The organism is Streptomyces albus subsp. albus (assembly GCF_000719865.1).
GTDB lineage: Bacteria > Actinomycetota > Actinomycetes > Streptomycetales > Streptomycetaceae > Streptomyces > Streptomyces albus_E.
The window spans coordinates 485,739-508,121 of the sequence record NZ_JOID01000001.1; the positions used below are offsets into that span (position 1 = coordinate 485,739).

Here is a 22,383-nt window from a genome sequence, read left to right on the forward strand (position 1 = left end):
TCATGCCGGACCCGCCCGCCTCACCCCTATCGGGGCTTTCCGTACCGAAGTTGCCCGTATCGGGCCGCAACATCCCGTGCCGCCCCCGGGAAAGCCGGGAGTTCCTGACCACGACGGCCCGATGCGTCCGGCGCCGCTCCCGGCCCGCCGCCCTCGCCGCCGCCGTCGCGCCAGGGGCGGTTCACCCCTTCCAGCAGCGGACCACCTCACCGTCCTTCACCGCGAAGTTGATACGCCCGACCACGTACTCCATGGTGATGATGGCGTCCGGCGGCAGCGTCCGCACGGTGGTCCAGCCGTGCTGCCGGGCCCGCTCCTCCGCCTCCGCCGTGCCGAGGCCCACATAGGCGTCGCAGTCGTCGTCCGCCGGATTGGGGGGGTTCGGTGAGTCGCTCATGACAGCCACCGTACGCCTCCGGGCCCCACGCCCCCGGCCTGCACAGAACCGGCCGCCGGCCCATCCCCGAACCGTCACCGTTCTGTCACAGGATGACGCATCGTGAGCACCGGGGCCGGTGCCGGCCGCCGGAGCGCTCCCGTCCGCCCGGCAAAGCCCCCGGGGTTTTCCGCGCCACAACTTCTCCCGGCTGCCCGGAATTCCGCCCGGTATTCGGCCTCACCGGTCATCGCACGGGTATTCCCTCCTGCTCTCCACATTGCCGTTTGCGGGAGGCCGGACGAGGTATGCGCTGCCCGAGGAGAGCCATGGCAGACAAATCCGAGAACAGTGACAAGAGCGCGGCGGACAGCCGCAGCGGCAGCCAAGCGGCCCTGGACGTCCTGCGCACCGCGGGTGCTCAGCTCGCCGAGCTGACCGGCCTGCGGGCGGAGACGGTGACCCGTTTCGAACGCACCGGTGAGGGCTGGCTGATCGAGATCGAGGTCATCGAACTCCCGCGGGTGCCCGAGACGATGAGCCTGATGGCGTCCTACGAGGTCAGCACCGACCAGGACGGGCAGCTCACGGGTTACCGGCGCACCCGGCGCTACGAGCGCGGCCGGGCGGACCGCCGCTGACACCACCGCGCACCACACACCACTGGCACGAAGGGACGTGATCCCGGTATGACCGTTGTACCGGCACAACAGCAGGGCGGTTCGGGCGGCGGCAGCAGCGGCCTCTACGACGTCCTGGAACTCATACTCGACCGCGGGCTGGTGATCGACGCCTTCGTGCGCGTCTCCCTCGTCGGCATCGAGATCCTCAAGATCGACGTACGGGTGGTCGTCGCGAGCGTCGACACCTACCTGCGCTTCGCCGAGGCCTGCAACCGCCTCGATCTGGAATCCGGCCCGCGCAAGGACCCGGGCCTGCCCGACCTCGTCGGCCAGATGACCGAGTCCGGGGCCAAGGGCAAGTCCAAGGGCGCCCTGTCCGGCGCCGCCGAGACGCTGTCCGAAGCCTTCAAGCAGGGCCAGGACCGCGCGTCCGGCGACCGCGAGGCCGAGCCGGCCCGCAAGCCGCGCCGCACCACCACCCGCAGGAAGGAGGAGACCGAGTGAGCACCTACGTCTACGGCATCATGGACGGCGACCGCCCGGACCTCCCCGACACCCTCACCGGCGTCGGCGAACCGCCGCACCCGGTGCGGATCCTCCGCGCGGGCGGTCTGGCCGCGGTCGTCAGCGACTGTCCCGAGCAGCTCCGGCCCAAGCGCCGCGACCTGCTGGCCCACCAGCACGTCCTGGCGGAGGCCGGTGCCGACGGCGCCGTGCTGCCGCTGCGGTTCGGCAGCCTCTCCGCGGACGACGACGCCGTCCTGGCCGTGCTCGGCGAGCACGCCGAGCACTACCGGGCCCAGCTCACCGAGCTGGACGGCCGGGTCGAGTACAACGTCAAGGCGGTGCACCGCGAGGAGGACGTGCTCCGGCTGGTGGTCACCGAGGACCCGGAGATCCGGGCCCTGACGGAGTCCAACCGCGCCTCCGGCGGCGGCTCGCACGAGGACCGGCTGCGCCTCGGCGAGCTGGTCGCGGGCGCCGTGCGGGCCCGCGAGGCCCAGGACGGCAAGGCCGTCGAGGCGGCGCTGGCATCCGCCGCCGAGCAGCAGAGCCCGGGCCCCGAGTCCTCCGGCTGGCTGGTCAATCAGTCCTTCCTGCTGCGGCGCGACGAAGCCGCGGACTTCATGGAGTCCGTCGAGGAACTCCGGCGGGACCACCCCCACCTGGACATCCAGGTGACCGGCCCGCTGCCGCCGTACAGCTTCGTACGGGCCGTCCCGGCGCACGCCTGATGGGACTGCTCGGCGACCTCCTCCTCCTGCCGCTGGCCCCGGTCCGGGGAACCGGCTGGGTCCTGCGGCAGGTGGTGGCGGAGGCGGAGCGGCAGTACTACGACCCCTCGGCCGTCCAGCGGGAACTGAGCGCCCTCGCGGAGCAGCTCGACAACGGCCTGATCGACGAGGCGGAGTTCGACCGCCGCGAGGACGAGCTGCTGGACCGGCTCGAAGAGGTACAGCGCCGCCGGGGAGCGGCGCCGGGCGGCGGGCCTCCCCCGCCGCCCCGATGACGAGGAGATGAGCGCGATGAACAACCGGCTGGCCATGACGCTGGCCGTGGGCGCGGGCTATCTGCTGGGACGTACGAAGAAGGCGAAACTCGCCCTCGGCGTCGGCGGCATGGTGCTCGGCAAACGGCTGAATCTCAACCCCCAGCAGCTCACCGGGCTGCTGACCGAACAGCTCAGAAACAACCCGCAGCTCGCCGAGGTGCGGGACCAGCTCCGCAACGACCTGCAGGGCGTGGGCAAGGCCGCGGCGACCGCGGTGGTCACCCGCCGGCTCGACTCCCTCTCCGACCGCCTGCACGACCGCACCCTCGGCGTGCAGGACAAGCTCGGCGCGGTCGGCGGCAAGGTGTCCGGCGGCCCGGCGGACGACTCCGCCGATGACCGGGACGAGGACGAGGCGCGGGACGCCGGCGAGCCGGAGGCGGAGCGCGGCGGTACCCGGAAGAGCGGTGACGGGCAGGACGGCGGCGCGGAGCAGGGGAAACGCCCGGCCCGCAAGCCCGCCCGGCCCGCGAAGAAGGCCCCGGCCTCCGGCGCCCGGCGTCCGGCGAGCAAGGCCGCCTCCTCGGCGGGCAAGGCCGGCGCGGCCGCGAAGAAGACCACCGCCCGGCGGCGCTCCGCGGGGGGTGACGACCGTGGCTGAGAACGCCGGCGGCCCCGTGTCGTCCCTCAAGGAGAACCCGGCCCTCGACCGCCTGAAGCAGGAGGCGTCCGCCTTCGCGGCGGCCCAGGCCCAGCGGCTGCTGGTGTCCGCCGGGGAGAGGCTCGGCGGCGCGACGGCCCGCCTCACCGACGTGGCCGAGGGCCGCGCCACCGGAGGTTCCGGACTGGTCAAGCTGGCCGGCGAGAGCGGCAGGAAGTTCGCCGAGGGCAAGGGTCCCGTGCGCTCGGCCGTGGAGATCGGCGCCGCCGGCCTGAAGGACAAGGTCAAGGAGGCCTTCACGAGCATGGGCGGCAAGCGCAAGGGCGGTGGCGGCAAGGGCAAGTACGTCACCATCAGCGAGGACATCGACGTCGGGGTCCCGCTGCGCGAGGCGTACAACCAGTGGACCCAGTACCAGGAGTTCTCCACCTTCGCCAAGGGCGTGCAGGGCGTGGAGTCCGCCGACGAGACCACATCGAACTGGCGAGCGAAGATCTTCTGGTCCTCCCGCAGCTGGAAGGCCAGCACCACCGAGCAGATACCCGACGAGCGGATCGCCTGGACCTCCGAGGGGGCCAAGGGAACCCTCAAGGGTGTGGTGACCTTCCACGCGCTGGACCACAGCCTCACCCGGATCCTGATGGTCCTCGAGTACTACCCGAAGGGCCTGTTCGAGAAGACCGGCAACATCTGGCGCGCCCAGGGCCGCCGGGCCCGCCTGGACCTCAAGAACTTCCGCCGGTTCGTGATGATGCGCGGCGAGGCGACCGGCGAATGGCGCGGCGAGATCCGCGACGGGGAAGCCGTCCGCAGCCACGAGGAGGTCGTGGAGGCGGAGCGGGAGGACGAGGAACTCCCGGAGGACGCCTACGAGGAGGACGGCGAGCCCGTGGAGGACGGCGAGCCGTCCGGCGCGGACGAGGAGGCGCCCGCCGGGGAGCACGAGGGCTCCGCGGAGGACGAGGAGAACCCCGAGGACGCCTACGAGGAGGAGGAACTCCCCGAGGACGCCCACGACGAGGACGAGCTCCCTGAGGACGAGGACGCCGAGGAGGACGCCGAGTACGAAGGGGACGAGGAGGACCCGGAGTACGCGGAGGACGAGGAGCCCGAGCCCGCCGGCACCCGCCGCTGACCCCGCTCCGTCCCCGTCCCGGCGTACGGCCCCGCGGCCGCACACGGCCGCCGGGCCGTACGGACAACACCGGGGCCCGCGTCCGGACACCACAGCGGCCCGGCCGGACCGGCGCTTCCCGGCGCGGCCGGGCCGGGCTCCGCAGGGCCGGGCGCAGGGCCGGGCCCCGCGGACCAGGGCGCGGCACCGGACGCCGTTCCGGTGCCGCGCCCTCATCCGTACCGGCAGCCGAACGGCGCGGACCGGGACGGCGCGAGACCACCCGCGCGCCCGGCGGCCCCTCAGTGCGCCGCCGGGGTCCGCCCCCAGTGCCGGTGGGCCGCGACCGCCTCGGTGAAGGCCCGGCCGAAGTCCTCACCCGGCGGCCCCGTGACCGGGTCCGTGACCACACCCTGATCGGTCACCATCCCGCCGCCGTTGCGCGCGAGTTCCACCCCGCCGAGGTCCAGCGCGCCGAGCACGCCCACCCCCGCGCCCAGTCCCCCGACCGGCTTGCCGTGCCGGAAGGCGTCCCGGACGAACCGCACCGCGGCCGGATCGGCCCCGACCGCCAGGGCACTGTCGGGGCCGCCGGGCACCAGCACCGCGTCGTACAGCACCGCGGCCACGGTGGGCAGGGCGCGGGTGACGGGCCGGGCGCCCCCGCCGGCGTCGCGCACCGTGCCGTCGCGCGCCGCCAGTTCCTCGACGACCGCCCCGCCCGCGGCCTCCAGCACCTCCCGGACCGCGTCCAGTTGCGCGCCGTCCACGCCGTCCGCGACGAGGACCGCGATCTGCCGGCCGGCGATGGTGCCGGGCCCCCTCAGGCTCTCCATGCTGAGCGCCGGGGAGGGCACCGGCTCCGGGGTCCCCGTCGGCTGCTCCGGCAGCGGGACGCCGATGCCCTCGGCGACCGCGGACGCCAGTTCGTGGTCCACCAGCGCCAGTTGGTCGACGGTGCGGCCGCGGACCCGCACCGAGTTCACCTTGCCCAGCTCGAAGCGGAACGCCTCCACGATGTGCCGCTTCTCCCAGTCCGCCATCGAGTGCCAGAACAGGGCCGGCTGGCTGTAGAAGTCCTCGAAGCTCAGACTGCGCTTGCGGATCTTGCGCCCGTCCACCCGCTCCTGGAGATGGCTGTAGGCGCGCGGGTCCGTGGCGTCCGCGATGCCGGGGCAGCCGCCGCCCAGGGAGTTCTTGCCGTAGTTGGCCCCGGTGTGGATGCGCCCCTGGTGGTAGCCGTCGCGCTGGTGGTTGCGCACGGCCACGACCGGCTGGTTGACGGGGATCTGCGCGAAGTTGGGCCCGCCGAGCCGGATCAGCTGGGTGTCCAGATAGGAGAAGTTGCGTGCCTGGAGCAGGGGGTCGTTGGTGAAGTCGATCCCGGGCACCACGTTGGCCGTGTGGAAGGCGACCTGCTCGGTCTCGGCGAAGAAGTTGTCGGGGTTGCGGTCCAGCACCATCCGGCCGATGGGCCGCACCGGCACCAGTTCCTCCGGGATGATCTTCGTGGCGTCGAGCAGGTCGAAGTCGAAGGCGTGTTCGTCCTCCTCCGGTACGAGCTGGACGCCCAGCTCGTACTCCGGATAGTGGCCGGCCTCGATCATGTCCCACAGATCGCGACGGTTGTAGTCCGGATCACGGCCCTGGATCTCCTGGGCCTCGTCCCAGACCAGCGAGTGCACCCCCGGCTTCGGCTTCCAGTGGAACTTCACGAACGTGCCCCGGCCGCGCGCGTCGACGAAGCGGAAGGTGTGCACCCCGAAGCCCTGCATCGTCCGGTAGCTGCGCGGGATGGCCCGGTCCGACATCAGCCAGAAGACGGCGTGCAGCGTCTCCGGCTGCAGCGAGACGAAGTCCCAGAAGGTGTCGTGGGCCGAGGCGCCGGTGGGGATGTCGTTGTGCGGCTCCGGCTTCACCGCGTGCACGAAGTCGGGGAACTTGATGCCGTCCTGGATGAAGAAGACCGGGAAGTTGTTCCCCACCAGGTCGTAGTTGCCCTCCGAAGTGTAGAACTTCGTCGCGAAGCCCCGCACGTCCCGCACCGTGTCGGCGGACCCCCGCGGCCCCTGCACGGTGGAGAAGCGCACGAAGACCGGGGTGCGCACCGAGGGGTCCTGGAGGAACGCCGCCTTCGTGAACGCCGCGCAGGAGTGGTACGGCTCGAACCAGCCGTACGCCCCCGCGCCCCGAGCGTGCACCACCCGCTCCGGGATCCGCTCGTGGTCGAAGCGGGTGATCTTCTCCCGGAAGTGGAAGTCCTCCAGCAGCGTGGGCCCGCGCTCCCCTGCGGCCAGCGAGTCGTCGGTGTGGTCGACGACGACGCCCTGGTCGGTGGTGAGCGGACCGCCCGCGGGGTCGGGGGCCCGGTACGCCTCCCGCTGCCGCTGCTTGGGGTCCCCGGGCCGGTCCTGCTCTGCTGCCATGGAGGCTCTCCTTGCGTGTCGGGTGCGCGTCCGCCCCTGGCCGTCGGGAACCCGCCGGGTAGCCCCGCTCAGTCCGGTGAAACGCCGCATGACCTGTTCAGCCGAGCGGCTATCGGCGCCAGACGTTCCCTCAGCCCGGCCGGCTCCCGGATCTCGAAGTCGAAGCCCAGCATGGCCAGGTGGGCGACCATCGCCTCCGGGCCGGGTGCTCCGGTCCGGAGCAGGCAGCTGCGTTCGTCGACCGCCTCCAGTGTGCCGGTCATGGGGGTGACGCGCGCCGCGGCCTCCTCCAGCGGTGCGTGCAGCAGGACGACGGCGCGCAGGTCGTACGCCGCGGTCGAGACCCCCCGCGCGACATAGTCGGCGAGGTCCTCGGCCGGCGGGCGGCGCGGTTCGAACCGCGGGCCGTGCGGCGGCCTGGGTGTGAGCCGGTCCACCCGGAACGTCCGCCAGTCCCGCCGGTCCACGTCCCAGGCGACGAGATACCAGCGGTGCTCGGTGAAGACCAGCCGGTGCGGCTCCACGGTCCGCCGGCCCTCCCGGCCCTCGTGGTCGCGGTAGTCGAAGCGCACCCGCTCCCGGTCCCGGCAGGCGAAGGCCAGCTCGGTCAGTACGGCGGCCCCGACGGTCGGCCCGCCCCGCCCGCCCCGCCCGCCCACCATCGGCACGGTGAAGGAGGTGAACGCCTCGACGCGCCGGCGCAGCCGGGCCGGCAGCACCTGGTCCAGCTTGGCGAGCGCCCGGACGGATGTCTCCGCGACGCCCTCGAGACCGCCGCCGGCCGCGGTGCGCAGGACGACCGCCACCGCGACGGCCTCCTCGTCGTCGAGCAGCAGCGGCGGCAGCGCGGCCCCCGCGCCCAGTTGGTAGCCGCCGCCGGTGCCGGGGCTGGCGTGTACGGGGTAGCCCAGCTCGCGCAGCCGGCCGACGTCCCGCCGGACGGTGCGCGGGGTGACGCCGAGGCGCTCGGCGAGATCCGCACCGGACCAGTCGCGGTGCGCTTGCAGCAGGGAGAGCAGACGGAGGAGGCGTGCGGAGGTGGCCGGCATGGGGGAAGTCTCCCAGCCGCCGCGGACAGTTCCGGTCCGCGACGGCCGGTTCAGCCGCCGGCCTCGCCACGGCCTCGCGGCCGCCGGTTCAGTCCTTTCCGGCCGCCGGCTCCGTGACCCGCACCGACAGATCGTTGTCCACCGTGTAGTACGGACCGATCAGCGCCGGGCCGCGCGGAGTGGACAGCGGCCGCGCGGGATAGCCGAAGACCGCCTTCTTGTCCGCGACGTCGTCCAGGATCCGGGAGATCCGCACCGCCCCGGCCCCGGCGGACGGCCGCAGCCACAGGTCCCACGGCTCGTCACCGCCCGGCCAGGGACCGGCGAACTCCGGGTACGGCAGGGTGAAGGAGAAGCGGGTGCCGTCGGCGGCCACGGGAACCGTGCGGATCTCGGACGGATCGCGGCGGCAGCGCGCCTCGGCAACGGCACCGGGCCCCGGCACCGCCCCGTACAGCCGCCCCTCCACGGCCAGCTCCTCGTCCCGGACGTGGAGGTCGCCGGCCTCCGCGTGCCGTGCGCGCAGCCAGCTGCGGACCGAGAGGTTGCCGTGCTTGGTGGTGTACGGGATGCGGACGGCCACCGAGCCGCGCCCCGGGTCCGGATGGCGGTCGGTGATCGTCCGCAGATCGTTGATCCCGGGCACCAGCCGCACCGGTTCGGTGCCGGGGGCCGCCTCATAGGCGTCCCAGCGCCCCTCCGGCAGCACCACGGTGCTCGGCAGGACGGCGCGCAGCCGGCCGTGGCCCGCGGGGACCAGGGGGAGCCGCAGCTCGCCGGCCGCACTGTCGTCCCGTCCGCCGCGGCGGCGGAGCAGCAGGGCCGCGTCCCAGGACTCGGCGCGCCCCGGCGCCTCGACATCGAAGGTGAGCCCTCCGGCGGAGTCCGCTATGCAGTCGGCGACGGGGGCCGGGGGCGCCTCCGGGAGCTCCTCGCCGCCCGGCGCGGTGGCCGGCCGGGGGATGCCGGGGCGGAGGGGCAGATCGGCGGACGTGGTCATGCGGTACGGCCCCCTCTCAGTACGGCACCGGCGTGGGCACGGGCGGCGTACGCCCCGCCGAGCAGCGCGCCCCGGGTGCGGTGCAGCGAGCTGCGCAGCCGGCCGCGGGCCCCGCGGCCGCCGCGCTCCACGAGCTCCTGGAAGAGCGTCTCGTAGCGGCAGGCGACCCGGGAGGGGTCGAAGCGGGCGGAATCGTTCAGTGCGGCGCGGCCCATCCTGTGCCTTAAGGAGTCGTCGTTGATGAGTTCGAGGAGGGCGGCGGCGATCGCGTCGGCGTTGCCGGTGGGCACGAGCCGGCCGTCGACACCGTTGTCGATGATCTCCCCGGGCCCGTGCGGGCAGTCGGTGGAGACCACCGGCAGTCCGCAGCGCATGGCCTCCACGATGGTCATCCCGAAGGACTCCAGGCTGGAGGTGACGGCGGCGATCGACCCCTTGGTCCACTCGGGGTCGAGCGGATTCGCGGGCCCCATCAGATAGACGTGGTTGTAGAGGCCGAGGTTGTCGATCAGCCTCCGCAGTTTCTCCTTCTCCGCGCCCCCGCCGTAGATCCGCAGCCGCCAGTCGGGTCTGGCCTCGACCACCTTGCCGAAGGCGCGGATCAGCAGGTCGTAGCGCTTGACCCGGGCCAGCCGGCCGGCCGCGACCACCCACTTGCCGGAGCCGTCGGCCGGCGCGATCCGCGGCTCCGGGACGCTGTTCGGCACCGCCTCCACATGGACCCCGGGCAGCTTGAGCCGGCGCCGGTACGACACGGCGTCGGCCTCGGTGACGGTGGTGACCGCGTCGAGCCGGGGGTAGAGCCGTCCCAACTGCGCGCGCAGCGCGGCGGAATGGCTGTCCAGCGTCAGATGCTCCTGACCCACGAGGACGGGACCGCGCCGGGTCTCCCGGGCGATGTGCGCGTTGAGCCCGGGCCGGGTGCCGACGACGACGTCCGCCTCGACGGTGCGCAGATGCTCGGCGATCCGGCGGTCGGTGAGCCGGCTGTACTGCTTGTAACGGCCCTCCGCCTGGGGGAACACCCGTGCGGGCGCCCGGTGCTCGGGGCTGTCGCCCTCGTAGTCCGGACTGTCCTTGCGGAGGTCCACGAGGTGCCGCAGCCGGACGCGCGGGCCGTGGTCGAAGACGGGCGCGTCACGGTGGCGGAAGACGGAGACGATCTCCACATCGTGCTGCTCCGCCAGCGAGCGGGCGAGGTTGTAGGTGGTACGGATCGTTCCCCCGATGCCGTACGCGTTGTGAATCAGGAAGGAAATCTGCATGCGTCCCCGTATCCCACGGTTTCCGCGGAGAGCCCGGCTGGTCCCGCCTCCTCCGCCTACCGATTGGTTGGACCCGCCCCGGGCGCTTCGGGTTGGCCGCCATGACGATCCTGTTGCACAAGGGATGCGACATCGGTAGCCGGTGCGGGGAACCATTCGAATCGATAGAACGTCACTGTCCTTGCGCCGGTTACGGCTTGACGGTGCGCCGGCCAAGCGATTCACCCCCTTGAGCGACCCGGCCGGCCCTCGGACCCGGCCGGCCGCGGTGCCCGGCATCTTCCGACTGTCCCCCCATACGCGGGCGAAACACCCGGGGCCACGCCGGAGATCACCGGGCCCGGCCGGCCGGGCGCTTCCCGGCCCGTTCCCGCCGGCTTCCCGCACGCCCGCGCCGTCGGCGTTGCCCGGGCCGGCGCGGAGACCGGTCAACCCGGCGCGTACGCACAGGAGTTCACTCCCCCTCCCCCGTCGCGTCCCGCGGCACGGACCGGGCGTGACCCCGGCCGCGCGTCACCCGTTGTCCCCGTGTGGGCCGGAACGCCCGGCCGCCACCCCGAGACCGAGGAGCCTTCCGTGCCGCGTTTGCTCGACGTCAGCGATGACGTGCGTGCCGAGATCGGCGATGAAGAAGCCGACCGGTTGCTCACCGGCGAGAACGCCCCGGGCAGCTACGACTGCACCTCCTGCCGGACCCCCGGCGACACCGGGCAGGAGCGGACCAGCACCGTGCTGTTCGTCGGCGACGAAACCGCCGTGCTCGCCTTCGCCCACGCCACCTGCGTCCCGTCCCAGGTGGTGCCGGTCACGGAGGAGCAACTGCAGGGCGCCGTGCGCAGCATCACGGGCGGGGAGGAGCCGGAGGCGGCGGCCGCGCCGCCGGTGCCGGCCGTCACCCCGGGCCCGCCGGCCCCTCGCGACACCCGGCCGCCGCACGACCCCTCGCACGACCCGCTGTACGACCCGGCCCCGCACGGCCTGCGGGCCGTCCCGCCCGCCGGCCCCTTCCCCGGGGGCCCGGGCTCCGGCGCTCGGCCGGAGCCACGGCAGGCCGTGATCGGCGTCACCAGCGGGCTGGTCCTCGCCGACGGCGCCCTGTGGCCGGGGCTGGTCGTGGAGCCCACCGGCCCGATCGCCCGGCCCGGTTCCGACGGCCCCGGTGACGAGTTCCTGCCGATCCTCCTCGAACAGGGTTTCCGGTCCGTGCAGCACGTGGAGCAGAAGCCGCCGCTGCTGGCCGACTGGTCCGTGCTGCTGGTGGAGGGGCGGCTGCACGCGGTCCTCCAGCCGGCGGCCGGCGGCCCCCCGACCGCGTGGTGGCAGGCGCACGAACCGCTGACGGTGACCGACGGCTGGCGGACCGCGGCCGCGCGGACGGCGAAGGTCCTGGTCTTCGCGGCGCCCGCGGGCGCGATCGGCCGGCAGTCCCACGAGGACGTGCTGCGCGAGGCCCTGGACCGGGCGGCGGCGGCCGGTGTGCTCGTCGCCGCCGTGCTGCCGCTGGCGGGCACATGACCTCGGCCGGCGCGGGGCGCCCGGCCGCCGCGGGGGGCGGGCGCCCCGCGCCCCCGGCACGGCCGGCGGGCGCCAACCGGCCGCGCATCACCGGAAACGGGCTTTTCCCCACGGAACCGCATCCACCGGGCGTCCGGGTCGTTGGCAGGTACGTGCACTCATACGAACCGCCGGCCCGGCTCTCCCACCCCCACCCCATCCCGGGAATGCGCCCGGCGCGCGAGGCCTCCCCGGCCGGCGGGCAGCAGTCGCCGACCCCCATCTACGACTCGCTCTACGCCGAATACCGGCGCCAGTTCCGCGCCCTCCCGGGTGACCGCCTGGGCGAGGAGGACCTCGGCTTCAAGCCGTTCGGCATCGGCCCCCGCGAGCCCCGGAACACCTGGGAGCGGGTGCCGGCCCCCGAACCGCTGCGGCGGCACCGGCGGGGCGCGCCGCGGGCGCTGCCGCCCGCCGTGCGGGACCACCGCACCCCCTGAGGACGGCCGGACGGGCGGGGGCGGGGGCCTCCGCCCGCCGCTCCTCCGCCGCCGCGGTCACTTCTTGCGGCCCCGCTTCTCGCGCACCCGGACCGAAATGTGGATCGGGGTGCCCTCGAAGCCGAACTCCTCGCGCAGCCGCCGCTCGACGAACCTGCGGTAGCCCGCCTCCAGGAAGCCGGAGGCGAAGAGCACGAACCGCGGCGGCCGGACGCCGGCCTGGGTGCCGAAGAGGATGCGGGGCTGCTTGCCGCCCCGGATCGGGTGCGGGTGCGCGGCCACGATCTCGCCGAGGAAGGCGTTGAGCCGGCCCGTCGGCACCCGGGTCTCCCAGCCTTCAAGGGCCGTCTCGATCGCCGGGACGAGCTTCTCCATGTGCCGGCCGGTGCGCGCGGAGACGTTGACCCGCGGCGCCCACTGGACCTGCACCAGGTCCTGCTCGATCTCCCGCTCCAGGTAGTAGCGGCGCTCCTCGTCGAGGGTGTCCCACTTGTTGTACGCGATCACCAGGGCGCGGCCCGCGTCGACGGCCATGCTGATGATGCGGGTGTCCTGGACGCTGATGGACTCGCTCGCGTCGATCAGGACGACCGCGACCTCCGCCTTCTCCAGGGCGGCGGCGGTGCGCAGCGAGGCGTAGTAGTCCGCGCCCTCCTGCAGGTGGACCCGGCGGCGGATGCCCGCGGTGTCCACGAACTTCCAGGTGACGCCGCCCAGTTCGATCAGCTCGTCGACCGGGTCGCGGGTGGTGCCGGCCATCTCGTTGACGACCACACGCTCCTCGCCGGCCACCTTGTTGAGCAGGGACGACTTGCCGACGTTGGGACGGCCGATCAGGGCGATCCGGCGCGGCCCGCCGAGCCCGCCGCCGAAGGTCTGCTGCGGCGCCTCCGGCAGGGCCTCCAGCACCGCGTCGAGCAGATCGCCGGTGCCGCGGCCGTGCAGCGAGGAGACCGGGTACGGCTCACCCAGGCCCAGGTTCCAGAGCGCGGCGGCGTCCGCCTCGCCGCTGGGGCCGTCCACCTTGTTGGCGCAGAGCACGACGGGCTTCCCGGCCCGGCGCAGCAGCTTGACCACGGCCTCGTCGGTGTCGGTCGCGCCCACCTTGGAGTCCACGACGAAGACGACCGCGTCGGCGGCCTCGATGGCGAACTCGGCCTGGGCGGCCACGGCGGCGTCGATGCCGAGGACGTCCTGCTCCCAGCCGCCGGTGTCGACGACCTTGAAGCGGCGGCCGGCCCACTCCGCCTCGTAGGTGACGCGGTCGCGGGTGACGCCGGGCTTGTCCTCGACGACCGCCTCCCGGCGGCCGATGATCCGGTTCACCAGGGTCGACTTGCCGACATTGGGGCGGCCGACGACGGCGAGGACGGGGAGCGGGCCGTGGCCGGCCGCGGCGAGATCGCCCTCGATCTCCTCCGGGTCGAAGCCCTCCTCCGCGGCGAGCTCCATGAACTCCGTGTACTCGGCGTCGCCGAGCGCACCGTGCTCGTCGGCGGCGTGGTTCTGGTCGTTCATGAAGTGGGTCCTCGTTTTACTGTTCGTCGTTCATCGTCGGCGGACCCACGTGGTCCGCCCGTCAGGGTCGTTCAGCGGCCGGTGACGCGCCGGGCCTCCGACAGGTGGGCGCCCAGCCGGCGCTGGATGCGCTCGGTCGCCGCGTCCAGGGCCGCGCGGGTGCGCCGGCCGGTGCCGTCCCCCGCGTCGAAGGGGTCGCCGAACACCACGTCGACCCGGCTGCGCAGCGGCGGCAGGCCGGATATCACCCGGCCGCGCCGGTCGTTCGAGCCCAGGACGGCGACCGGGACGATCGGCGCCCCGGAGCGCACCGCGAAGTAGGCGAGCCCGGCGCGCAGTGAGGCGAAGTCGCCCTCACCGCGGGTGCCCTCCGGGAAGATCCCGAGGACGCCGCCGCGCTCCAGCACCCCGAGCGCTCCGCTGATCGCGGCCCGGTCGGCGCCCGAACGGTCCACCTTCAGCTGCCCGATCCCGCGCAGGAACGGGTCCAGCGGACCGATGAACGCCTCCTTCTTGATCAGGAAGTGCACCGGCCGGGGCGCGGTGCCCATCAGCATCGGGCCGTCGATGATGTGGGAGTGGTTCACCGCGAGGATCACCGGTCCGGTGGCGGGCACCTTCCAGGCGCCCAGGACCCGCGGCTTCCACAGCCCGTACATCAGCCCGACCCCGATGCGGCGGCCGACCGCCGCTCCGCTCTCCGAGCCCTTGCCCGCGGCCGCGGCGGCCGTGGCCCCGGCCTGCGCGCGCGCCGTCCTCACGCCGACTGCCCCGCACGGTCCGCGGTGTTCCCGGCGGTGGTGTTCCCGGCGGCGGCGTTCTCGACGAGGGTGACCACGCACTCGATGACCTGCTCCAGCGTCAGCTCCGTGGTGTCCACCTCGTGGGCGTCCTCCGCCTTGGCCAGCGGGGAGACCTTGCGGCCGGAGTCGGCGGCGTCCCGCTTGATCAGCGCCTCGCGGGTGGCGGCGAGGCCGGCGGCCTCCTTGCCCTTGAGCTCCCCGCTGCGGCGGGCGGCGCGGGCCTCCGGGGAGGCGGTGAGGAAGATCTTGAGGTCGGCGTCGGGGAGGACGGTGGTGCCGATGTCCCGGCCCTCGACGACGATGCCGCTCCCGGCACTCTTGGCGATCCGGCGCTGGAGCTCCGTCAGCCGGGCCCGCACCTCGGGAACGGCGCTCACCGCGCTGACCGCGGCGGTGACCTCCCGGGTGCGGATCGGCCCGGCGGCGTCGGCGCCGTCGACCGTGATGGCCGGGGAGCCGGGGTCGGTGCCGGAGACGATCGTGGGCTTGTCGGCGGCGGTGGCCACGGCCGCGGCGTCGTTCACGTCCACGCCGTTGCTCAGCATCCACCAGGTGATCGCGCGGTACTGCGCTCCGGTGTCCAGGTACCGCAGGCCGAGCGTGGCGGCCACGGCCTTGGAGGTGCTGGACTTGCCCGTGCCGGAGGGGCCGTCGATGGCGACGATCACTGCTGCCGGAGCGGTCCGGGCGGCGGTTTCCACGGTGAAGAACACCTTCCTTGTGTGCACGGGCGGGAGCGGGCCGGCGGGCGAGGCTGCCGGAGAACCTTCGGACAAGGTTACCGGCCCACCGGACCGCCCCGTACAGCCCCGGGCGTCCCGGTGGCCCCAGGGGTCACGGGAGGGCGGCCGACGGCGGCGCGGGGGCGGTACGGGGGCGGCTACTGCCGGATCGACCAGCCCTTCTCGCGCAGGGCCGCGGTGAGGACGGGGGCCGCCGCCGGTTCCACCATGAGCTGGATGAGGCCGGCCTGCTGCCCGGTGGCGTGCTCGATCCGGACGTCCTCGATATTGACCCCGGCCCGGCCCGCGTCGGCGAAGATCTTCGCGAGCTGCCCGGGCTGGTCGCCGATGAGCACCGTCACGCTCTCGTACGCCGCCGGGGCCGCGCCGTGCTTCCCGGGTACCCGCTCGCGGCCGGTGTTCCCGCGCCGGAGCACGTCCTCGATGCCGGCCGCGCCGCCGTGCCGCTTGTCCTCGTCGGCCGACTCCATGGCGCGCAGGGCCCGCACCGTCTCCTCCAGGTCGGAGGCGACCGCGGAGAGGATCTCGGCGACCGGTCCGGGGTTGGCGGAGAGGATGTCGATCCACATGGCCGGGTCGGAGGCGGCGATCCTGGTGACGTCCCGGATGCCCTGGCCGCAGAGCCGTACCGCCGTCTCGTCGGCGTCCTCCAGCCGGGCCGCGACCAGGCTGGACAGCAGCTGCGGGGTGTGCGAGACGAGCGCCACGGCGCGGTCGTGGGCGTCGGCGTCCATGACGACCGGCACGGCACGGCAGAGCGAGACCAGCTCCAGGGCGAGGTTCAGCACCTCGGTGTCGGTCGCGGCGGTCGGGGTGAGGACCCAGGGCCGGCCCTCGAAGAGGTCCGCGGTGGCCGCCATCGGGCCGGACCGCTCACGGCCCGCCATCGGATGGGTGCCCAGGTACGACGTGAGGTCGCCGCCGAGGCCCTCCAGCTCGCGGCGCGGACCGCCCTTGACGCTGGCGACGTCCAGATAGCCGCGGGCCAGGCCGCGGCGCTGGGCGCCGGCGACCGCCTCCGCGACCCGGGCGGGCGGCACCGCCACGACCGCCAGGTCCACGGGGCCGCCGGGGGCCTCCTCCGTGCCGGCGCCGAGCGCGGCCGCGGTGTGGGCCCGGGACGGGTCGTGGTCGGCGAGATGGACCCGTACGCCGCGGCCGGAGAGGGCGAGCGCGGCGGAGGTGCCGATCAGTCCGGTGCCGATGACGAGGGCGGTTCTCACGTGGATGACGTCCTTGCGGAGTGCGGCTGCGGCGCCGGTACGGGCGGCGGGCCGCGCCGTCCCGGCTCGGGTCCAGCGTAACGACCGCGGGCGTCGGGGCCCGGGCGCCGACCGCCCTGCGAGACGGCGGCGCCCGGCGGGCGCGGGCGGCGGCTAGTGCTGTGACCGGGAAGGTTTGCCGGGAAGCTCGCGGCGTCCGGTGCGGTGCATCGCAAGGCGGAGTGTCGTCCGCGTACTGGATGTACGCGGGCGATGCGACAACGCGGCATGGGGGCACCCCCGGCCGGAGGCTGGGGGAGTGCCGTGCCGGGCGCCGCGAGCCGGTGAACCTTCCCGGTCACAGCGCTAGAGCTCGACCTCGCGCATCAGCATGCCGACCTCGGTGTTGGTGAGCCGCCGCAGCCAGCCGGACTTCTGGTCACCGAGGGCGATCGGCCCGAAGCCGGTGCGGACGAGCCGGTCGACCGGGAAGCCCGCCTCGGCGAGCATCCGGCGGACGATGTGCTTGCGGCCCTCGTGGAGGCTGACCTCCACCAGGTAGTTCTTGCCGGTGTTCTCCACCACCCGGAAGTGGTCGGCGCGGGCGTAGCCGTCCTCCAGCTGGATGCCGTCCTTGAGGCGCTTGCCCAGGTCGCGCGGGATGGGGCCCTGGATCGCGGCGAGATAGGTCTTCCGCACGCCGTACCGGGGGTGGGTGAGGCGGTGTGCCAGCTCACCGTGGTTGGTGAGCAGGATGATGCCCTCCGTCTCGGTGTCGAGCCGGCCGACGTGGAAGAGCCGGGTCTCCCGGTTCGTGACGTAGTCGCCGAGGCACTGGCGGCCGTCTGGGTCCTCCATGGTGGAGACGACGCCGGCGGGCTTGTTCAGCGCGAAGAAGAGGTACGACTGGGTGGCGACGGTCAGGCCGTCGACCTTGACCTCGTCCTTCTCCGGGTCGACCCGGAGACCCTGCTCGGTGACGATCCGGCCGTTGACCTCCACGCGCCGCTGGTCGATCAGCTCCTCGCAGGCCCGCCGGGAGCCCATGCCGGCCCGCGCCAGGACCTTCTGCAGCCGCTCGCCCTCCTGATCCCCGAAGGTCGTCGGCGGCTTGGGCCGGTCCGTGCGGTGCCGGGCGCGGTTGCGCTCCTCGATCTGCGCCTCGTACTCGCGGGGACGGGCCGGGGGCTGCTGGCAGCCGCCGCGGGACGGGCCGCCGCCGCGCGGGCCGGCGCCGCGGGACGGGCCGCCGCCCCGGGATCCCGCCGGGCTCTTCGGGCCGCCCTTGGCGCCGCCACGGGCGGCCGCGCCCCGGCTGCCGCCGGAGGAGCCGGCCGGGCCCCGGCCGGGACGGCCGTCGCGGCCGGCGGTGCGGGCGCCGCGGTCGCGGTCGTCCCGCCCGGAGCGACCGCGGTTGTCGCGGTCGCGGTCACGGTCGGCGGGGCGCCGGTCGTCACGGCCCCGCTCGTCACGCCCCCGCTCGTCACGGCCCCTGCCGTCGCGGTCGCCGGGACGGCGCTCGTCCCGGCCCCGGCCGCCCTCGCGGCCGCCCTCACGGCCGCGGTCCCGGTCGAAGCCCACGTCGTAGCGGCGCTCCTCGGGACGGGGCCGGCCGTCGCGCCGCGGCCGCTCGTCGCGGCCTCCCCCGGCCTGCCGCCGGGAGTCCCCTCCCGTGCCCCGGTAGTTCTGCCTACCGGTGTCCCTGCTGTTCCTGCCGCTGCTTCGCATCAAAGTTCCGTCTGAGAGTGGCCGCTGTCGTCTGTGTCCGGAGCGTCCGGATCGAACGACGGCACTCCCTCCTGGGACTCCGGCTCGACCGCCTCCGCCTCGGGGAGGAAGGGCGCGAGCTCCGGCAGTTCGTCCAGGCCGCGCAGGCCCATCCGCTCCAGGAAGTAGTTCGTCGTCCTGTACAGGATCGCACCTGTCTCGGGTTCCGTTCCCCCCTCCTCCACCAGACCCCGCTGGAGGAGGGTGCGCATCACACCGTCACAGTTGACCCCTCGTACGGCCGAGACGCGGGACCTGCTCACCGGCTGCCGGTACGCGACCACGGCCAGTGTCTCCAGAGCTGCCTGCGTGAGCCGGGCCTGCCGGCCGTCCAGGACGAACGACTCGACGGCGTCGGCGTACTCGGGCCGGGTGTAGAAGCGCCAGCCGCCCGCCACCAGCCGCAGCTCGAAGCCGCGGCCCTGCGCCGTGTACTCGTCCGCCAGTTCGCGCAGGGCGTCGGAGACGGCGCGGCGGGGGCGCTCCAGCACCTTGGACAGGTGCTCGACGGTCGCGGGTTCGTCGACGACCATCAGGACCGCCTCCAGGGCGGGTTTGAGGTCGAGGCCGGCCACGTCCCGAGCACCGGCCGGGAGATCTCCCGCCGCCCCCGGCCCGGGTCCGTCCGCCGCCAACTCCCGGATGTCGTACGCCTCGTCCGCGCCACCGGTCCCGTGCACCGTGCTCACACCGTCTCCTTCCGCCCGGCCGCGCCGGCCCTCTCACCGGCCGGCGTCCCCGGCTCCTGGTCGAACTCGTCCGTGACGAGGGGCCGCCCGCCGTCCCCGTCCCGCGCGCCGGTCCAGCGGACCAGGAGGGAGCCGAGCGCCTCCTCCTGGTCGAGCTCCACCGCCCGTTCCCGGTAGAGCTCCAGCAGCGCGAGGAAGCGGGCGACGACGGTGAGGGTGTCGTCGGTGTCCTCGGTCAGCTCCTGGAACGTCGCCGCGCCGGCGGCGCGCAGCCGGGCGATCACGATCCCCGCCTGCTCGCGCACGCTGACCAGCGGGGCGTGGATGTGGTCCACGTACACCTGCGGCTTCGCCCGGGGCTGCATGGCCTTGACCGCGAGCCTGGCGAAACCCTCCGCCCCGATGCTGATGACGACGTCCGGCAGCAGCTCGGCGTGGTGCGGCTCCAACCCCACCGTACGGGGGTGCCGGCGGGCCTCGGTGACCAGCCGGTCGCCGAAGATGTCCGCGATCCGCTTGTACGCGCGGTACTGCAGCAGCCGCGCGAAGAGCAGGTCCCGGGCCTCCAGCAGCGCGAGGTCGGCCTCGTCCTCGACCTCGGCGGCGGGGAGCAGCCGGGCGGCCTTGAGGTCGAGGAGGGTGGCGGCGACGACCAGGAACTCGGTGGTCTGGTCGAGGTCCCAGTCCGGGCCCATGGCCCGGATGTGGACCATGAACTCGTCGGTGACCCGGGAGAGCGCGACCTCGGTCACATCCAGCTTGTGCTTGGCGATCAGTTGCAGCAGCAGGTCGAAGGGGCCCTCGAAGTTCGCCAGCCGCACGGTGAACCGGCCGTCCCCCTCGGGGCCTTCACCGGCGGCCGCACCGGCCGCACCGGCGGCGCCCGCCTCACCGTCCCCGCCGTCCCCGCCGTCCCCGCCGTCCCCGCCGTCCCCGCCGTCCTCCGCGGCCTGCGGGGCCCCCGCGGGCATCGCAGGACCCGCCGGTGCCCCGGGCCGGACCGGCTCCGCGTCCCGCGGAACGCCTGCGGGCTTCGCCGGCCCGGCCGATGTCCCGGGCCGGCCGGGCTCTGCGGGCCCGGCCGGCTCCGCGGGCCCGGCCGGCTCTGCGGGCCGGAGGACATCCGCGGCGGCGTTCCCGGCGGCCGGGCCGCCGTCGCCGTCCGCCGGCACCGGCGCGGCGGGGACCGGTCCGGAGCCCGCTCCGCCGTCGTCCTGCCCGGCACGCTCGCCGGGCACCGGCCGGGCCCGCTCCCTCTCCGGAACGGGCGCCGTCGGCGCGCTCGTTGACGCCGCGGCTTCCCCGGCGGCCGGGGGCGGCGCGGCACCGGGCTGCTGCGCGGTGTCCGGGGGCGCGTCGGCCGGAGGCGCGTACGCGGGCGCGTCGGCCGTTCCGGGAGCCGGCGCCCCGTCCGGGTCCGGGCCGGGCGCCGGGCGGGCGGACGGGCGTGCGCCCGGACCGGCGCCCAGCGGGCGGCGGCCCGGGCGGCGGGGCGGCTGGTCTCGGTCGTCGGTCGGCGGCATCACGGTCCATGGTGCGGAGGGCCGGGCGGTCTGCCGCCCGTGGAACGGGCAGGTTACCGCTCAGCTGCCGCGCAGGCGCCGTACGAGGATGCTCGCGTCCCCCCGGGACTCCAGGTCGGCGAGGACGACCGCGACGGCCTCCCGGACGATCCGGCCCCGGTCGACGGCGAGTCCGTGCTCGCCGCGGAGCACCAGACGCGCGTGTTCGAGGTCCATCAGCTCCTCGGCGGAGACATAGACCGTGATCTTCTCGTCGTGGCGCTCCCGGCCGCTGGGCCGGCGGCCGGCCGCGCGGGTGCGGCGGCGGGCCGCCCCTCCGGCGGCGGGGGTACGGGACACCGGCCCCGTCTCCTGCTGCCGCCCGCCGGCGGGCCGTACGGGAGGAACGGACGGCGCGGACCGCTCCGTTGCCTCGGCGCGGGCCGCCGGGGCTCCCCGGCCGCCGTGCTCGGGAGCGGCCTCGACGCGGGCGGTGTCGCCACCGGCCGTGCCCTCGCCACTCTCGCCGGAGGCCGCCGGGGCGGGGACCCTCGGTGCCTCCGCGGTGCTCTCTCCGCCCGTGTGCTCACGGGCGGAGGCCGGTGAGGACGCCTGGAGCGCGGTCCCCCCGGTGGTGCGGAACAGTTCGTCGGCGCCGGGAAGACTCACTCGGCGTGGCACCGGGCGAGCACCTCCCTGGCGAGCTGACGGTAGGCGGCGGCGCCCACGGAGTTGGAGGCGTAGGTGGTGATCGGCTCACCGGCGACCGTGGTCTCCGGGAAGCGGACCGTGCGGCCGATCACCGTGTGGTAGACGTGGTCGTCGAAGGCCTCGACCACGCGGGCGAGGACCTCGCGGCTGTGGACGGTCCGGGAGTCGTACATGGTGGCGAGGATGCCGTCCAGCTCCAGGTCGGGGTTGAGCCGTTCCTGGACCTTCTCGATGGTCTCGGTGAGCAGGGCCACTCCGCGCAGCGCGAAGAACTCGCACTCCAGCGGCACGATCACCTTGTGCGCCGCGGTGAGCGCGTTGACGGTCAGCAGGCCGAGGGACGGCTGGCAGTCGATGACGATGTAGTCGTAGTCGGCCAGCAGCGGCTTCAGGGCGCGCTGGAGCGTGGACTCCCGGGCCACCTCGCTGACCAGCTGAACCTCGGCGGCCGAGAGGTCGATGTTGCTCGGCAGCAGGTCCATGTTGGGGACCGCGGTCTTGAGGAGCACCTCGTCCGCCGCCATGCCCCGCTCCATGAGCAGGTTGTAGACGGTGAGGTCGAGTTCCATCGGGTTGACGCCGAGACCGACGGAGAGCGCGCCCTGCGGGTCGAAGTCGACCAGCAGCACCCGGCGTCCGTACTCGGCCAGCGCGGCGCCCAGGTTGATGGTCGAGGTGGTCTTGCCGACCCCGCCCTTCTGGTTGCACATCGCGATGACCTTGGCGGGGCCGTGGTCGGTGAGCGGGCCCGGGATCGGGAAGTACGGCAGCGGGCGCCCGGTGGGGCCGACCCGCTCCCGGCGCTGGCGGGCCGCGTCCGGGGCGAGCGTGGCCGCGTACTCCGGATCGGGCTCGTACTCGGCGTCCGGGTCGTAGAAGTGCCCCTCGGGCAGGTCCTCGTAGTCGGCGAAACGGGCGGGCTCGCCGCCACCCTGGCCGCCGGCCGTGTCGTTCACGTGATGGCCGTCCATGCTCATGTGGGCTGTCGTGCTCTGCTGGGCTGCGAAGGTGTGGACAGCTATGGATCCGGCAGATTCGAGCCCCGAGAGGCTCCGGCCCTGCGCAGCCGCATCCGGCCGGCCACCTCCGGGAGTAAATGTCGACTCATTCACAAGTCGTCTTACCTCCTTGGATGTGACCAGAAAACTTTATCGACAGGTCAGCGTGGCACTATGCCGACGGTTGGCGACTCTATGGCGTGTCGACGCCTCACAGCAACACAATCCGCCGCACCCGGCGACCTGTGTCGGAGGCGGAACTGCCCGCTGTCAAGGGCGTTTACGCCTCCGGACGGCACATTCCGGCAGGAACGAAACCGGTCGAACGGTGATGTTCGAGGCGTGTTGGCCCCGTCGTGGGAGAAGCCGGACACATGTCCGGCCGGACCTCACCCTGCGAGGTCCGGCCGAAATCACGTGGTTGACACCCCGTCATGGGGTAGAGGGGCC

Annotated in this window: 22 protein-coding genes; 8 read left to right on the top strand and 14 right to left on the bottom strand. The window is 74.2% G+C overall.

Annotated features, from left to right (window positions below; genetic code table 11):
* Window positions 1-181: 181 nt before the first annotated feature.
* On the bottom strand, window positions 182-397 hold the full coding sequence (locus IF83_RS0102140) for a hypothetical protein (protein WP_030542269.1): 216 nt from the start codon (window positions 395-397) through the stop codon (window positions 182-184).
* A 308-nt stretch (window positions 398-705) separates the two neighbouring features.
* On the opposite strand from IF83_RS0102140, the gene gvpO reads away from it, so the two are divergent.
* From gvpO to IF83_RS0102170, 6 genes are read left to right on the top strand one after another with little or no spacing between them, the layout of a single operon-like run.
* Window positions 706-1,017, top strand: a complete 312-nt coding sequence (gene gvpO, locus IF83_RS0102145; protein ID WP_078843067.1) for a gas vesicle protein GvpO — start codon at window positions 706-708, stop codon at window positions 1,015-1,017.
* A 48-nt stretch (window positions 1,018-1,065) separates the two neighbouring features.
* Entirely contained in the window at window positions 1,066-1,503 is a 438-nt protein-coding gene (locus IF83_RS0102150) for a gas vesicle structural protein GvpA (protein ID WP_030542271.1), read from the top strand.
* Window positions 1,500-2,234, top strand: a complete 735-nt coding sequence (locus tag IF83_RS0102155; protein ID WP_030542272.1) for a GvpL/GvpF family gas vesicle protein — start codon at window positions 1,500-1,502, stop codon at window positions 2,232-2,234. Before IF83_RS0102150 ends, IF83_RS0102155 begins: the two co-directional genes overlap by 4 nt.
* The gene (locus tag IF83_RS0102160) at window positions 2,234-2,509 is read left to right on the top strand and encodes a gas vesicle protein GvpG (RefSeq protein WP_030542273.1); all 276 of its coding nucleotides are present in this window, start codon (window positions 2,234-2,236) and stop codon (window positions 2,507-2,509) included. Before IF83_RS0102155 ends, IF83_RS0102160 begins: the two co-directional genes overlap by 1 nt.
* A gap of 7 nt (window positions 2,510-2,516) precedes the next feature.
* Window positions 2,517-3,152, top strand: a complete 636-nt coding sequence (locus tag IF83_RS32880) for a DNA primase (RefSeq protein ID WP_244176752.1) — start codon at window positions 2,517-2,519, stop codon at window positions 3,150-3,152.
* On the top strand, window positions 3,145-4,287 hold the full coding sequence (locus tag IF83_RS0102170) for an SRPBCC family protein (protein ID WP_051722377.1): 1,143 nt from the start codon (window positions 3,145-3,147) through the stop codon (window positions 4,285-4,287). The genes IF83_RS32880 and IF83_RS0102170 overlap by 8 nt, the downstream gene beginning before the upstream one ends.
* A gap of 281 nt (window positions 4,288-4,568) precedes the next feature.
* On the opposite strand, the gene IF83_RS0102175 is transcribed toward IF83_RS0102170, so the two are convergent.
* From IF83_RS0102175 to IF83_RS0102190, 4 genes are all read right to left on the bottom strand, one after another.
* Window positions 4,569-6,692: a catalase gene (locus IF83_RS0102175; RefSeq protein ID WP_030542276.1), complete on the bottom strand. Its 2,124-nt coding sequence runs from the start codon at window positions 6,690-6,692 to the stop codon at window positions 4,569-4,571.
* Between the two features lie 68 nt (window positions 6,693-6,760).
* Window positions 6,761-7,741, bottom strand: coding sequence for a helix-turn-helix transcriptional regulator (locus IF83_RS0102180; protein ID WP_030542277.1), 981 nt, complete (start codon window positions 7,739-7,741; stop codon window positions 6,761-6,763).
* Between the two features lie 88 nt (window positions 7,742-7,829).
* The gene (locus IF83_RS0102185) at window positions 7,830-8,741 is read right to left on the bottom strand and encodes a hypothetical protein (RefSeq protein ID WP_244176754.1); all 912 of its coding nucleotides are present in this window, start codon (window positions 8,739-8,741) and stop codon (window positions 7,830-7,832) included.
* Window positions 8,738-10,006 carry a glycosyltransferase family 4 protein gene (locus IF83_RS0102190; protein ID WP_030542279.1) on the bottom strand — a complete coding sequence of 423 codons (1,269 nt, stop codon included), beginning with the start codon at window positions 10,004-10,006 and terminating at the stop codon, window positions 8,738-8,740. Before IF83_RS0102190 ends, IF83_RS0102185 begins: the two co-directional genes overlap by 4 nt.
* A gap of 576 nt (window positions 10,007-10,582) precedes the next feature.
* On the opposite strand from IF83_RS0102190, the gene IF83_RS0102195 reads away from it, so the two are divergent.
* Both IF83_RS0102195 and IF83_RS29740 read left to right on the top strand, forming a co-directional pair.
* Window positions 10,583-11,521 (top strand): hypothetical protein, encoded by a 939-nt coding sequence (locus tag IF83_RS0102195; RefSeq protein ID WP_030542280.1) that lies wholly within the window; start codon window positions 10,583-10,585, stop codon window positions 11,519-11,521.
* 206 nt (window positions 11,522-11,727) lie between these two features.
* Window positions 11,728-12,000 (top strand): hypothetical protein, encoded by a 273-nt coding sequence (locus IF83_RS29740; protein ID WP_078843086.1) that lies wholly within the window; start codon window positions 11,728-11,730, stop codon window positions 11,998-12,000.
* A gap of 57 nt (window positions 12,001-12,057) precedes the next feature.
* Here IF83_RS29740 and der read toward each other — a convergent pair whose 3' ends face one another.
* The 9 genes from der to IF83_RS0102245 all read right to left on the bottom strand — a co-directional run bounded on the left by der (window position 12,058) and on the right by IF83_RS0102245 (window position 21,906).
* Window positions 12,058-13,518 carry a ribosome biogenesis GTPase Der gene (gene der / locus IF83_RS0102205; protein ID WP_030542282.1) on the bottom strand — a complete coding sequence of 487 codons (1,461 nt, stop codon included), beginning with the start codon at window positions 13,516-13,518 and terminating at the stop codon, window positions 12,058-12,060.
* 71 nt (window positions 13,519-13,589) lie between these two features.
* Window positions 13,590-14,177, bottom strand: coding sequence for a lysophospholipid acyltransferase family protein (locus IF83_RS0102210; protein ID WP_167343568.1), 588 nt, complete (start codon window positions 14,175-14,177; stop codon window positions 13,590-13,592).
* A gap of 98 nt (window positions 14,178-14,275) precedes the next feature.
* Window positions 14,276-15,034: a (d)CMP kinase gene (cmk, locus tag IF83_RS0102215; RefSeq protein WP_030542284.1), complete on the bottom strand. Its 759-nt coding sequence runs from the start codon at window positions 15,032-15,034 to the stop codon at window positions 14,276-14,278.
* A gap of 167 nt (window positions 15,035-15,201) precedes the next feature.
* Window positions 15,202-16,287: a prephenate dehydrogenase gene (locus IF83_RS0102220; protein ID WP_030542285.1), complete on the bottom strand. Its 1,086-nt coding sequence runs from the start codon at window positions 16,285-16,287 to the stop codon at window positions 15,202-15,204.
* Between the two features lie 345 nt (window positions 16,288-16,632).
* Complete coding sequence (locus IF83_RS0102225) at window positions 16,633-17,994, bottom strand: pseudouridine synthase (protein ID WP_037678167.1); 1,362 nt, start codon at window positions 17,992-17,994, stop codon at window positions 16,633-16,635.
* Window positions 17,994-18,668: an SMC-Scp complex subunit ScpB gene (gene scpB, locus IF83_RS0102230; protein ID WP_030542287.1), complete on the bottom strand. Its 675-nt coding sequence runs from the start codon at window positions 18,666-18,668 to the stop codon at window positions 17,994-17,996. The genes IF83_RS0102225 and scpB overlap by 1 nt, the downstream gene beginning before the upstream one ends.
* A gap of 50 nt (window positions 18,669-18,718) precedes the next feature.
* Window positions 18,719-19,693 carry a segregation/condensation protein A gene (locus IF83_RS35700; protein ID WP_051722378.1) on the bottom strand — a complete coding sequence of 325 codons (975 nt, stop codon included), beginning with the start codon at window positions 19,691-19,693 and terminating at the stop codon, window positions 18,719-18,721.
* 612 nt (window positions 19,694-20,305) lie between these two features.
* Window positions 20,306-20,893 (bottom strand): hypothetical protein, encoded by a 588-nt coding sequence (locus IF83_RS0102240; RefSeq protein WP_030542289.1) that lies wholly within the window; start codon window positions 20,891-20,893, stop codon window positions 20,306-20,308.
* The gene (locus IF83_RS0102245; protein ID WP_030542290.1) at window positions 20,890-21,906 is read right to left on the bottom strand and encodes a ParA family protein; all 1,017 of its coding nucleotides are present in this window, start codon (window positions 21,904-21,906) and stop codon (window positions 20,890-20,892) included. Before IF83_RS0102245 ends, IF83_RS0102240 begins: the two co-directional genes overlap by 4 nt.
* Window positions 21,907-22,383 lie beyond the last annotated feature (477 nt).

Coding starts and splice junctions, on each gene's coding strand:
- IF83_RS0102140 (WP_030542269.1), bottom strand. CDS start 397: ATGAGCGACTCACCGAACCCCCCCAATCCGGCGGACGACGACTGCGAC.
- gvpO (WP_078843067.1), top strand. CDS start 706: ATGGCAGACAAATCCGAGAACAGTGACAAGAGCGCGGCGGACAGCCGC.
- IF83_RS0102150 (WP_030542271.1), top strand. CDS start 1,066: ATGACCGTTGTACCGGCACAACAGCAGGGCGGTTCGGGCGGCGGCAGC.
- IF83_RS0102160 (WP_030542273.1), top strand. CDS start 2,234: ATGGGACTGCTCGGCGACCTCCTCCTCCTGCCGCTGGCCCCGGTCCGG.
- IF83_RS32880 (WP_244176752.1), top strand. CDS start 2,517: ATGAGCGCGATGAACAACCGGCTGGCCATGACGCTGGCCGTGGGCGCG.
- IF83_RS0102175 (WP_030542276.1), bottom strand. CDS start 6,692: ATGGCAGCAGAGCAGGACCGGCCCGGGGACCCCAAGCAGCGGCAGCGG.
- IF83_RS0102180 (WP_030542277.1), bottom strand. CDS start 7,741: ATGCCGGCCACCTCCGCACGCCTCCTCCGTCTGCTCTCCCTGCTGCAA.
- IF83_RS0102185 (WP_244176754.1), bottom strand. CDS start 8,741: ATGACCACGTCCGCCGATCTGCCCCTCCGCCCCGGCATCCCCCGGCCG.
- IF83_RS0102190 (WP_030542279.1), bottom strand. CDS start 10,006: ATGCAGATTTCCTTCCTGATTCACAACGCGTACGGCATCGGGGGAACG.
- IF83_RS29740 (WP_078843086.1), top strand. CDS start 11,728: ATGCGCCCGGCGCGCGAGGCCTCCCCGGCCGGCGGGCAGCAGTCGCCG.
- der (WP_030542282.1), bottom strand. CDS start 13,518: ATGAACGACCAGAACCACGCCGCCGACGAGCACGGTGCGCTCGGCGAC.
- IF83_RS0102210 (WP_167343568.1), bottom strand. CDS start 14,177: ATGTACGGGCTGTGGAAGCCGCGGGTCCTGGGCGCCTGGAAGGTGCCC.
- IF83_RS0102225 (WP_037678167.1), bottom strand. CDS start 17,994: ATGCGAAGCAGCGGCAGGAACAGCAGGGACACCGGTAGGCAGAACTAC.
- IF83_RS35700 (WP_051722378.1), bottom strand. CDS start 19,693: ATGCCCGCGGGGGCCCCGCAGGCCGCGGAGGACGGCGGGGACGGCGGG.
- IF83_RS0102245 (WP_030542290.1), bottom strand. CDS start 21,906: ATGGACGGCCATCACGTGAACGACACGGCCGGCGGCCAGGGTGGCGGC.